9 protein-coding genes are annotated in these 12362 nt (G+C 53.5%); 5 read left to right on the top strand and 4 right to left on the bottom strand.

Annotation, left to right across the window (positions count from 1 at the left end; translation table 11 throughout):
- Nucleotides 1–10: 10 nt before the first annotated feature.
- The 4 genes from rsxC to metG all read right to left on the bottom strand — a co-directional run bounded on the left by rsxC (nt 11) and on the right by metG (nt 5768).
- A complete protein-coding gene (gene rsxC / locus ACGHAD_RS11135) occupies nt 11–2323 on the bottom strand; it encodes an electron transport complex subunit RsxC (protein WP_382417529.1) in 2313 nt (770 codons plus the stop codon).
- Entirely contained in the window at nt 2323–2961 is a 639-nt protein-coding gene (rsxB, locus tag ACGHAD_RS11130; RefSeq protein ID WP_382417527.1) for an electron transport complex subunit RsxB, read from the bottom strand. Before rsxB ends, rsxC begins: the two co-directional genes overlap by 1 nt.
- 18 nt (nt 2962–2979) lie before the next feature.
- Complete coding sequence (rsxA, locus tag ACGHAD_RS11125) at nt 2980–3555, bottom strand: electron transport complex subunit RsxA (RefSeq protein WP_339614788.1); 576 nt, start codon at nt 3553–3555, stop codon at nt 2980–2982.
- Between the two features lie 194 nt (nt 3556–3749).
- A complete protein-coding gene (metG, locus tag ACGHAD_RS11120) occupies nt 3750–5768 on the bottom strand; it encodes a methionine--tRNA ligase (protein WP_382417524.1) in 2019 nt (672 codons plus the stop codon).
- Between the two features lie 243 nt (nt 5769–6011).
- On the opposite strand from metG, the gene apbC reads away from it, so the two are divergent.
- The 5 genes from apbC to ACGHAD_RS11095 all read left to right on the top strand — a co-directional run bounded on the left by apbC (nt 6012) and on the right by ACGHAD_RS11095 (nt 12307).
- Complete coding sequence (gene apbC, locus ACGHAD_RS11115) at nt 6012–7103, top strand: iron-sulfur cluster carrier protein ApbC (protein ID WP_339614790.1); 1092 nt, start codon at nt 6012–6014, stop codon at nt 7101–7103.
- Between the two features lie 619 nt (nt 7104–7722).
- Nucleotides 7723–8613, top strand: a complete 891-nt coding sequence (locus tag ACGHAD_RS11110) for a lytic polysaccharide monooxygenase (protein WP_382417522.1) — start codon at nt 7723–7725, stop codon at nt 8611–8613.
- A 179-nt stretch (nt 8614–8792) separates the two neighbouring features.
- The gene (locus ACGHAD_RS11105) at nt 8793–10199 is read left to right on the top strand and encodes a mechanosensitive ion channel domain-containing protein (protein WP_382417520.1); all 1407 of its coding nucleotides are present in this window, start codon (nt 8793–8795) and stop codon (nt 10197–10199) included.
- A gap of 360 nt (nt 10200–10559) precedes the next feature.
- Nucleotides 10560–11129, top strand: coding sequence for a dCTP deaminase (dcd, locus tag ACGHAD_RS11100; RefSeq protein ID WP_339614793.1), 570 nt, complete (start codon nt 10560–10562; stop codon nt 11127–11129).
- 317 nt (nt 11130–11446) lie between these two features.
- A complete protein-coding gene (locus tag ACGHAD_RS11095) occupies nt 11447–12307 on the top strand; it encodes a putative porin (RefSeq protein ID WP_382417517.1) in 861 nt (286 codons plus the stop codon).
- Nucleotides 12308–12362: the final 55 nt, after the last annotated feature.

Raw genomic sequence — 12362 nt, 5'->3', positions numbered from 1 at the left:
GCCTTAATGGTTAGGCTTGCTCGTTGTGTTCGGACAGCTGTTCGCGGGTCGCGGCCAGTTTAATTTCGAGCTTTTCCACGCCGCTTTTAAAGGCGTCGATGTTGTCGTCGTTATCCGCCTCGGCTTTGGCTAGGCGGGCGCGCGACTTTTCCAAGCGAGCTTCCAGCGAATCCACTTGATTGCGCAGTTTGTCGGCAACGCTCATGGTACTCATGGCTGCCGCGCGTGCTTTGGCTTTTTCGATAGCGCTGCTGGCGGCATCAGCTGTTGTGTCAGATGTAGACGGGTCCCGTGGCGTCGGCTCGGCAACGCTTGTGGGGGTCAGCTCGTCCAACTCTTTTTGGCTGCTGGCAATTTTCTCTTTCAATTTGGCCACGCCTTGTTCTAACGCTTCGGCTTTATCCGACTCTTGCTCGCGTGCCTCGCGGGCTTTGTCTTCGGCTTTGGCTAAGCGCTTGTATAAGGACTCCAGCGAAGAGCGCAGTTTTTCCTCGGGGCTCATAGTCGCTTTGGCTTTCGCGCGTTCGATCGCGGCACTGACCGGATCGTCGGTTGCCGGTTTTGGGGTTGACGCAGGTTCCGTCGCAGCGGCGGGCTTGCTGGGCGCTGCGCCTAATGCTGCCAGCTTATCCCGCGCCCCGGCGAGTTTAACCTCGGCCTGTTTAATGCGCGCTTGCTGTTTTTCTAGCTGCTCATCGGTCGCGTCGTCCTGCGGTTTTTGCGCCTGCTTTAAGCTGTCTTCGGCGGCGGCCACAAGTCGTTCGAGTTTGGCACGTTGTTTGTCGTTATCAACCGCACTGGGCTGCGCGGCTGGTGTTGCGCTATCGCCTGCCGTTGGTGTGGCCGCTTTTTGTTCGGCGAGTTTCTTTTTCGCCGCTTCGGCCGCTTTTTTACGGGCAAGGCGCTTGGCTTCTTTTTCGGCCTCTTCTTTTTCGATCCGCTCTTTGCGGAACTCAAAGCGACGGCGCGAGCGGTCGGATTTTTCTTTGTCAATCCGGTGCTGGCGAATCTCACCTTTAGCTGCGCGATAATATTGCACCAGAGGAATATGGCTGGGGCAGACATACGAGCACGCGCCGCACTCAATGCAGTCAAATAAGTTGTGCGCCTCGAGCTTTTCTAAATCTTCGCTCTGGGCGTACCAAAACAACTGTTGGGGCAGTAAGTCGGCCGGGCATGCCTCGGCGCACATGCCACAACGAATACATGCCTGCGCCGGCGAGGGTGCGGGTAGCTCTTTGCGGGTCGGCGCCAAAATGCAGTTGGTGGTTTTGACCAACGGCACCGAGGTGTCCGGCAGCGAGAAGCCCATCATCGGCCCGCCCATCACTAAACGCGAGGCTTTTTTCTCGTTAAAGCCGTGTTGCTCCAACACAAACCGAATCGGCGTGCCCAGTAGCACCTCAACGTTGCGCTGAGTGTTGAGCGCCTCGCCCACGACCGTGGTAATGCGTTTTACCAAAGGCTCGCCAAAACGCACAGCGCGATACACTGCCGCAGTGGTGCCGACGTTTTGGCAGACAATGCCAATGCTGGCGGGAATTTGGCCGGCAGGCACTTCGCGCCCGGTAAGAATTTGAATGAGCTGCTTTTCGCCACCGGACGGGTACTTGGTGGGGAAGCTCACCACTTCAATGGTGGTGCCTTTGGCCGCTTCACGCAGGGTCGATATTGCCTCTGGCTTATTGTCTTCTATGCCGATGACAACACGGCCCGGCTCACCCAATAGCTTACTTAAAATTTGCGTGCCGGCGATGACCTCGTCGGCACGGTTTTGCATCAAAATATCGTCGGCGGTGATGTAGGGCTCACACTCGGTGCCGTTGATAATCAGGGTGTCGATCACTTGATTGGCGCGCGGGTTGAGTTTTACCGCCGTGGGGAACCCAGCGCCGCCCAGTCCGGCAATACCGGCGGCGCGCACGCGCGCAAGCAGTGCGGTTTTATCAAGGCTTTGGTACTCGGGCGCCTCATCCAGTGCTAACCAGTGGTCGTCGCCATCGGTGTCTAAAATAACGCAGGTGTCGGTCATGCCCGAAGGGTGCGGTACCACGTGCTCGACAATCGCGGCCACGGTGCCCGAGGTGGGGGCGTGCACGTGGGCGCTAAACACACCGTCGGCTTCGGCCAGCAGTTGCCCGCCCAATACTTTTTGGCCTACCTCGACTAATACTTTAGCCGGTGCGCCAATATGCTGATTGAGCGGTAGAATTAACTGCGGCGCTATCGCCAGTGGCGTTAGCGGCTCGGTCAGCGACTGCGCTTTGTTTTCGGGCGGGTGTACGCCACCGGGAATATCCCAGACTTTGATCAACTGCGTCATTAGGCGGCTTCACCTGTATTACTTTGCGTGTGACCGCGACCGGTATCGGTCGCAATCAAGTTGGCGGCTTGCTCGTGGCTTGCCGCGGGCAAATCCCAGCTCCACTCGCGAATGCCGGACGCCACGGGAATCATATCGATACAATCCACCGGGCAGGGCTCTACGCACAGGTCGCAGCCGGTGCACTCATCGGCAATCACTGTGTGCATTTGTTTGGCAGCGCCCAAAATAGCGTCCATGGGGCAGGCCTGAATACACTTAGTGCAGCCGATGCATTCGTCTTCGCGAATAAAGGCCACCGTGGGTACGTCGGACTCTTCGCCGTGTTCTTCATCCAGTGTCGGCGCTTCAACGTCCAGCAAATCGGCCAGCTCGTTGATGGTGGTTTGGCCACCGGGCGGGCACTTGTTGATGGCATCGCCGTTGGCAATCGCTTGCGCATAAGGCTTGCAGCCGGGGTAACCGCATTGGCCGCACTGCGTTTGCGGTAGCAGTGTGTCGATTTGTTCGACCAGCGGGTCGCCCTCCACTTTAAAGCGGACGGCGGCGTAACCCAGCAGTGCGCCAAATACGAGCGCGAGGCCGATCAGGGCGATCAGCGCCGAGGCAATGGGATGTTGTGCAATGGTTTCAAACATAGATAGCAACGCGGTGGGTTAAACCAAACCGCCGAACCCCATAAAGGCGAGCGACATTAAGCCTGCGGTAATCATGCCGATAGCGGCCCCTTTAAAAGGCAAGGGTACATCGGCGACCGCTAAACGCTCGCGCATAGCAGAAAATAAAATCAGCACCAGTGAAAAACCCAGCGCAGCACCAAACCCAAACAGGGTGGACTCCATAAAATTGTGGGCTTTTTGCGTGTTTTGCAAGGCGACACCCAATACCGCGCAGTTGGTGGTAATGAGCGGCAAAAACACACCCAGCACGCGATACAGCAGTGGGCTGGTTTTTTCGATAAACATTTTGGCCAGCTGCACCACCACGGCGATCACCAGAATAAAACTGATGGTGCGCATGTACTCCAGCCCCAAGGGCTGCAGCACCCAGGTGGCGACTAAATAGCTGCAAATAGAGGCCAGGGTGAGAACAAAGGTGGTGGCGCTCGCCATACCGATGGCGGTTTCTAATTTGTTAGAAACCCCCATAAACGGACACAAACCCAGAAACTGAACCAACACAAAGTTGTTCACTAGGATCGCGCTGAGCAAGATAACCGCAAGTTCGGTCACACTGTTCCCCTCAAGTCGTCCGCAGGCCGGGCTACCGGCGCTAAAGGCGCATTATCCGTGATGCGACCCCTACGGTTCAATATAAAACCCATTCTCAATTAGGTTGATTGGGCATATGCTTATAAATGGTTTGCGAGTACGGGTTGCGGCGAGCGGAGTACGGTCTTTGTACCGTTCCCCGTCATCCGCAACCTCTACATTACTCGTTGCCCAGGCTTGGAGCCGCTGTCGGGCTCTAATAGATAAATTTCGCTGCCACCAGGGCCGGCGGCCAGCACCATACCTTCTGACAGACCAAACTTCATCTTGCGCGGCTTGAGGTTGGCGACCATCACGGTTAAGCGGCCCTCTAAGTCTTCTGGTTGATACGCGGCCTTAATGCCCGAGAATACGTTGCGGGTTTCGCCGCCAACATCCAGTGTTAACTGCAGCAGCTTATCGGCGCCTGCAACGTGTTGTGCCTTAACGATGCGCGCCACGCGCATATCAACTTTGGCAAAGTCGCCAAATTCGATTTCATCGGCAATAGGCTCATCGGCTAATGGGCCGGTGGCGGCGGGCTTGGCTTGTTCGGCCGCCTCTTCTTTGCTGGCCTCTATCATGGCGTCTACCTTGTCTTTATCAATGCGCTGTAACAGCGGCTTAAAAGCATTGATGCGGCCCGTGCGGTAACCAGGTGCGCTGCTCCAGTCGAGGGTTTCGCCCAAAAAGTCTTCGGCGCGTTTACTAAGCTCGGGTAATACTGGCTTAAGGTAAATCATCAGTGCGCGGAACATGTTGATGCCAAGGCTACAAACGTCCTGAACTTCTTGTTCGTGGCCGGGTTCTTTGGCTAGCGTCCAAGGGGCTGCCGCTGCGATATATTCATTGGCGGCATCGGCCAGCGCCATAATCTCGCGCATCGCTTTAGAAAAACTACGCGCCTCGTAGTGGGCGGCAATGCTCTCGCTGGCGTCAACAAAGCGCTGCCATAGCTCGGCATCGGCCGGTGCGGGGGCGAGTTCGCCGCCGGCTTTGCTGACAAACTTAGCGGTGCGGCTGGCAATATTCACCACTTTGCCGACTAAGTCGGAGTTTACCCGCTGCACAAAATCGTCGAGATTTAAGTCTAAATCGTCGACGTTGGCGGTGAGCTTGGCGGCAAAATAGTAGCGCAAATATTCAGGATCTAAGTATTTTAAGTAGGTCTGACCGTTAATGAAGGTGCCGCGCGACTTGGACATCTTTTTGCCGTTGACGGTAACAAAGCCGTGTACATTCACCTTGGTGGGCGTGCGCATATTGGCTGAGTGCAGCATAGCCGGCCAAAACAAGGCGTGAAAGTTGACGATGTCTTTGCCAATAAAATGGTGCACCTCAGCGCTGGAGTCGGGGCGCCAGTATTCTTGCCAGTCAATGCCGTTTTTGTCGGCAAAGTTTTTTAAGCTGGCGATGTAGCCAATTGGTGCGTCCAGCCAGACGTAAAAATATTTGTTCGGGTGGCCCGGAATTTCAAAGCCAAAGTAGGGCGCATCGCGCGAGATATCCCACTCTTGTAGGTCGGCGTCGAGCCATTCGGCCACTTTGTTGGCCACCTCATCTTGCAAGTGACCGGCGCGGGTCCACTGCTTTAAAAAGTCTGAAAACTCTGGCAGCTTAAAGAAAAAATGCTCGGACTCTTTGGGCACTGGGGTTGCGCCGGTTAAGGCGGAAACCGGGTCAATTAGGTCCATCGGCGCGTAGGTGGCGCCGCAGGCTTCGCAGTTATCGCCGTATTGGTCGTCAGTTTTGCACTTAGGGCAGGTGCCTTTAATGTAGCGGTCGGCCAAAAACAGCCGCTTTTCGGGGTCAAACGCCTGCACAATCGAGCGCTGGGCAATATGGCCGTTGGCCTCGAGCTTGGTGTAGATTTGCTCGGCCAGCTCGCGGTTTTCACTTGAGTGCGTGCTGTAGTAATTGTCGTGACCGATTAAAAAGCCTTGCGAGACTTCGAGGTGCGCCGCGTGCATATTCTCGATGTGCTCTTGCGGGCTAATGCCTTGCTCTTCGGCCTTGAGGGTAATGGCGGTGCCGTGAGCATCGTCGGCGCAAAAGTAATGGCACTCGTGACCGCGCAGGTTTTGAAACCTCACCCAGATATCGGTTTGGATCTGCTCCATAATATGGCCCAGGTGCAACTCGCCATTGGCGTAAGGCAATGCGCTGGTTACCATAATCTTGCGGCGTGTGGTCATAGTCTCGACATCTACTCTCGTTAGTGGCGGTAGCCCGCAGCGTATGGGCCGCGTTAGCCGTCGTAAAAAGCCTTGCCGCAGGTGGGCGGCGGGGGCAAAAATGGAGCGGTACTATACCATTTTCATCCCTTTTTTGCGCGGCGTTTCAGGGGTTTACGTTACTGATGGTTGGATTTTACAACTGTGCCCCCACCAATAGGGCACAGTTACTTATCAGAGCGCTTGCCAGAGGTTACCAAAGCCATGACTGACCAAACCGAAATTGCACGTGTACTCGGCGCTTTAGCCGATCCCTACAATGGCGCCAGCCTCGATAGCTTAGGGGCGGTAGAGTCGTTGAGCGTAGCGGGCGGCAAGGTTCAGGTGAGTCTGGCGCTGGGATATCCGGCCGCGACCGACGAGCGCCTTGCGGAGCAAGTGCAGCGAGCGTTAATGGCGCTGGATGGCGTTGACGCGGTAGACCTCGACTTGCGTTGGAGCGTAGCGGCGCACCCGGCGGCCAATAGTGCCCAAGCGGTGCCGGGGGTTAAAAATATTATCGCGGTGGCCTCGGGTAAAGGCGGGGTTGGTAAATCCACCACCGCGGCGAATTTGGCTTTGGCTCTCGCGGCGCAGGGGGCCCGTGTGGGTGTTTTGGACGCGGATATTTACGGCCCAAGCCAGCCGCAAATGTTGGGGGTAGGCCAGCGCCGCCCACAAATTGTGGGTGAGGGCAAAGCGCAACAAATGGTGCCCATTGAGGCCCATGGCTTGCAGACAATCTCGATGGGGTACTTGGTGACTGAGCAAACCCCGATGGTCTGGCGTGGCCCTATGGTCAGTGGCGCGCTAAAACAATTGCTGAGTCAAACCCGCTGGGACGACGTGGATTATTTAATTATCGATATGCCACCTGGCACTGGCGACATCGCCCTAACGCTCTCGCAAAGTGTGCCGGTCACTGGTGCCGTGATTGTCACCACCCCGCAAGATATCGCGCTGTTGGATGCGGTCAAAGGCATTGAGATGTTCCGCAAGGTGAATGTGCCCGTGTTGGGTGTGATTGAAAATATGGCGACCCACGTGTGCAGCAACTGCGGTCATGAAGAGGCCATATTTGGCGCCGGTGGTGGCGAGCGTATCGCCCGAGACTACGATACCTCACTACTTGGTGCGCTGCCTTTGTCTTTGGCGGTGCGCGAACAAGCCGATAGCGGCGTGCCCTCGGTGGTCGCCGAGCCCGACGGCGATGCCGCCCAAGCGTACCGGAGTATTGCGTTAAAAATGGCGGCGCGTTTGTGGCAAGAGAACACTCAAGCGGCTCCTGCGCCTATTTTTGATGCGGTGGATGACTAACCGAATCTAGGTGTTTATGTCATCGCGGCAGATAATGTAGGGGCGGGCTTAAAGATTTACCGGCACTAGGGGCTTTATATTTTAAATGTGAATTAGCGTTAATGCTTTTTATTCCAAAAATAATTATCTTTTTCTGAAATAAAAAGTTTTATTTTAATTGGAATTAGGTATTAGTAGTGGGCAGAACTGTGACACTACCCCGTTCACTTTGTTACGTGGCTCACGTTTTGGCGCGATTATCCTGTTTTTAGTGTTTTTGCGTGCCAGCAAGGCTCTGTTAGTAAATACCAAGCAATTCCCTTTGTGTTGAAATATTATATCTGTCGTGGTTTGATCGTATTGAACCAGTCGTATGCCAATACTTGGTGTTTAGACACTAAGTCAGAGGCGGAGCTCTTTAAACGAGCTTAGTGTTAGGGCTGGAGTCAATATTTATCGCTACGCATCTCTTTTCTTTATGTGCGATAGACAACGTTGTCTTTTGGGCTTTTGCGATAAAAAGGCGCGTGTGCGCAGTTGCGTGAATGACGACGCAATAGATGGAGTGAGGCAGGACGGAATTTATAGAGATGCCAGCGATGAATGTCCCGTTACGATAATGTTAAAGAGGGTATTACGGATGAAAGCACAATGGTTTACTCAAAAAGCGCTTAAGAGTGTGATGATTGGCTGCGTCACTGTCGCCAGTCTTAGTGCGACCTCGCTGGTTAGCGCGCACGGTACGATTACCTCACCTGAGAGTCGTATTTGGAACTGTAAGCAAGAAGGTGCCGAAACGTTGAGTTCTGCAGCGTGTCAGGCCGCTAAAGCTGAGAGTGGTACGCAGCAGTTTTACGATTGGAACGGTATTCGTCAGGGGGCGGCCGGTGGCAATCACACCTCAGTGGTACCTAATGGCGAGCTGTGTTCAGGCGGCGATCCGGGTACGTTTGGTGGTATGGATCTGGCCCGCAACGATTGGGTCGCGACGCCCGTCAATGGCTCGCAAACGTTTACTTGGTACAACTCGGCCGCCCACGCGACGCAATACTATCGTTACTACATTACTAAGCCTGGCTACAATCCAAGCCAGCCCTTGGGTTGGGACGATTTAGAGCTTATGGTGGAAACCCCTCCTGAAGCGGCCGAGCATTACCCCTCGCATACGGTAAGCTTGCCGGCGCGCAACGGCCGTCATGTGGTATACGCGGTTTGGCAACGCTCTGACAGCCCAGAGGCGTTTTACGCCTGTGTCGATGTAATGTTCAGTGGTGGTAACACGAGCTCTTCAAGCAGCTCAAACTCGTCTAGCTCTTCGGTTTCATCCAGCAGCTCGTCTTCAAGCTCGGATAGCGGTAATACCTGTGTGGGTATTCCAAACTGGAGCACTGGAGATACTTACACCCAAGGTGATCAAGTGCGCTACAACGACAGCCGCTTTGAGGCTAAGTGGTGGACTCGTGGTGACACGCCAACCGATCACGATGGTCAGTGGGATGTGTGGATTAACCAAGGCTCTTGTGCGAATTAATCAAGTGGCTTAAAACAACACGGACGTTTTGCAAAAAAGCCGCGCCTTAGGGTGCGGCTTTTTTGTGCCTACCAAAAAGAGGTCGCAATTAGTGTTACTGGGTACTTAACTGAGTTTTGTCTGGCGGCCGGTTGTGGCGACTGCTAGGATAAAGCCGCAAAGCCAGAGGTGCATTAACGGTGAGTAAAAATATGGCGCAAAAACAGTCTTGGTGGTCGTGTGTGTTATGGGTGTTGCTGCTGGTTGTTGCGGCTGCAGCGGGGGCGGATGAGTCGGGTGACTCTGCCGAGCAAATCGGTGAGGCGAAAGTCGATAATGCCGACCGGGTCATTGCACTGGATTCGCCGTCACAAGATGCTGACATTCAAAACCGCTTAAGCGCGATTTTGACAAGCTCAGAGCAGTTCTCGCAGTTACAGATCCGGGTCGATAATGGCTTGGTGTTTTTGCGCGGTTACAGTACTGATGCCGACTTTATCGGCTGGGCAAGTGATATCGCCAAAAATATTGACGGTGTTGTCGCGGTAGTTAATAACGTGGAGCTGACGCCTGTTAATTACTTTAGTGTCGCCGCTATTAAAGCTGAATTTGCCAATTTGTGGGTTAAGCTTGTGCGCGCATTGCCGCTGTTGTTAGCCGCCGCATTGACCTTCTTGTTTTTCTTTTTTACCTCGCGGCCAGTGGCGGCCTTTTTAGTTCGGCCCCTAAGGCTTATGACGGATAGCTCGTTGATACAAGTAGTGTTGCGGCGCTTACTGTCAATTTTTATTTTGTTGTTGGGCTTTTATTTCTTTTTGCGAATTGCCGGGCTGACGCAATTTGCGGTAGCCGTTATCAGTGGCACCGGTTTGCTGGGGTTGGTAGTGGGGTTTGCGTTTCGCGACATTGCCGAAAACTTTATCGCCAGCTTATTGTTAAGTGTTCAGCGGCCATTCCGGTTGGGTGAAGTGATTGAGGTATCAGGGTTTCGCGGTGTGGTGCAAAAGGTGACAACGCGAGGCACGACACTGGTCGACTTTGATGGCAATCATATTCAAATCCCCAATGCCATTATTTATAAAAGTGTGATTCAGAACTTCTCTGCTAATCCAAATGTTCGCGGTAGCTTTGATATCGGTGTCGGCTACGATGCGAAAGTGCGCTTTGCCCAAGAGGTGGCGATGGCATTGATGCTAAAGCATCAGGCGGTGCTGAGTGATCCGGAGCCCCAAGTGCTGATCGATAGTTTGGGCGCCTCGACGATTAATTTAAAAATTTACTTTTGGGTCGATGCCGCCGAGTACAGTGTGGTTAAAGTGGCCTCGTCGCTGATGCGCGAAGTGGTCCGCGCCTTTGAGGCCGCGAATGTTTCGATGCCAGACGACGCCCGCGAAGTAATATTCCCCCAAGGTGTTCCCTGGATCGACGAATCAACCCAACCCGAGCCTGCCGCACCAGCTCAACCCCAGGTGGAGTCCACAACGGCAGCTGAAGCGCACACCGGCACCACCGGTCGGTTACTGGACGATTTAGCGAGCGATACCGATGATATTCAGCAGCAAGCTAAACGGTCCCGCGACCCAGAAGGTGGGGCCAATATTATTTAGCGTTAGGGGGCGAGATAGTGACCCGGTGCTCAGAGGGCAGCTCACGGCGTTCCATGAGGCCCACCGCGTACAGCCAATCCAGCGTGCCTATCAAGGCGGGCGGCCGTATTTGCCCGCTTTGGCGGGATGATGCATCAAGTAATCAGTGCGTCTCATGGGTGTGGTTGAGCCGAGCCAGAGGCTGAAGGCGCCCCTTGTTGTAAGTCCAAGAAGCTCCCGGTGATAGTTGCAGCAGAAATAATAGTATACTAATAATTGCCGGACTGTGGGATCGCTTGAATGTTGACCGAATGCTCCCAAAGCGCGGCAAAAACCGCTATCATGCGCGCCGTAATCACACCGTTACCTAAGGGGAGCACAATGAGTATCAAATCCGATAAATGGATGCGTCGTATGGCGGCAGAGCAGGGCATGATCGAGCCGTTCGAGCCGGGCCAGGTACGCCACGGGGCCGATCAGCAGCGGATCATCTCTTACGGTACTTCGAGTTATGGCTACGATGTGCGCTGCGCCGATGAGTTTAAAATCTTTACCAATGTTTATTCGTCGGTGGTGGACCCGAAAAACTTCGATGAAAACAGCTTTGTCGATGTGAAGAGCGATGTGTGTATTATCCCACCTAACTCTTTTGCGTTAGCGCGTACCGTTGAGTACTTTCGGATACCTCGCTCAGTATTGACGGTGTGTCTTGGTAAATCCACTTACGCTCGCTGCGGCATTATCGTCAACGTCACCCCGCTTGAGCCTGAGTGGGAAGGGCACGTAACCTTGGAGTTTTCCAATACCACGCCGCTGCCGGCAAAGATTTACGCCAATGAGGGCGTTGCGCAAATGCTGTTTTTTGAGTCTGACGAAGAGTGCGAAACCAGCTATCTTGATCGCGGCGGTAAGTACCAAGGTCAGCGCGGTGTTACCTTGCCAAGGACGTAAGTCTTTGGCATGCGTTATTTTACAAAACGATATTTACCTATCTACACTTTCTTTGATGTTCCGCGAAACTTTCTGTTTCTAGCAGCGTCCTAAGCCTGTTCGCAAAATGCACGCGTTGTGTGTTTTTGCCTGGAGGCTTTATTACAGGACGTGTTCGCCTATCCTCCATTTCTTTCGACCTAATCAGTGTTAAGTATCCGCGCGCCATTGTGCGCGGCATGGTTTCGGCTGGCTAAAATTTACCGGTCACCTGTTAAAGCAATAAAAAGCGGCATGAACCGTAGAAAAATTGGGATATTATTTTTTAAGGAGTTTTTATGCGTTTTAAGTTAGGGTTGATTGCGTCGTTTGGTTTCGTGGGTTCAATGCCTGCATTGGCCGAACCGTATCAGTGGGAGATTGAGGGTGGCTACAGCGAGGGCGAAGATAAACTCTTCGTTAACGGTGATCAAGATACCGAAAGGTATACCGTGTCGGGGAAATACTATTTCTCTGCCGTGGAAACGCTCGGCCGACCTTTGGCTGAGGCTGCCTTTTTAGGGCGTGCGAGTAATATTAACCTAGTGACGGATTACCGCTCGGCGGCAAGTGAGTATCAGTACTGCATTTATGGCGAGCAAGGCTGTCAGGTGCAGCATAGGCAGAATGACATGTCGCGAGTAGGCGTTGGTGCTGGCATTGAGTACTTTGTGCCTAATAGCATTTTTTACCTGTCGGCGAGTATAAAGCGAAGTGAGCAAGAGCTTGAGTATCGCGCTCAGAGTCCAGCGGGTGACTCTTATTATTCGTACGATAGAAATAAAACGTATTGGTCTGCCGCGGTGGGGGTGATGCCGGTTGATGGATGGTTGATCGCCGCCAATTTTGGCGAGAACGATGAGTTTAATGGCAGTGAAAGCAGTCTCGAAACCAAATATGTATTACCGTTGGGGGAGCGAGCGCTTAACCTAACCGGTGAGTATTATATTGACAATCATGGCTACCATTACGTCGACTGGAAAATAGGTGCCGATTACTATTTTAGTCCAACGTTTAGCGTAGGGGGTACCTACGCTGACGGTGATACTTATGGGATTCGGGCAGAGAAGTTTTTTACAGAGTCTTTTAGTCTTGCTGTTGACTACCAAGAAGGTGATTACGAGGAGTCTTTTGGTGTTTCCTTAAAAGCACGCTTTTAAGATTTGCGCTGATTTAACAAGGTGACACAAAAAGGCCGGCCATGGTGCCGGCCTT

Source organism: Gilvimarinus japonicus (assembly GCF_042847215.1).
Taxonomy (GTDB): domain Bacteria; phylum Pseudomonadota; class Gammaproteobacteria; order Pseudomonadales; family Cellvibrionaceae; genus Gilvimarinus; species Gilvimarinus japonicus.
This window is presented reverse-complemented; position numbering and strand designations above follow the sequence as displayed.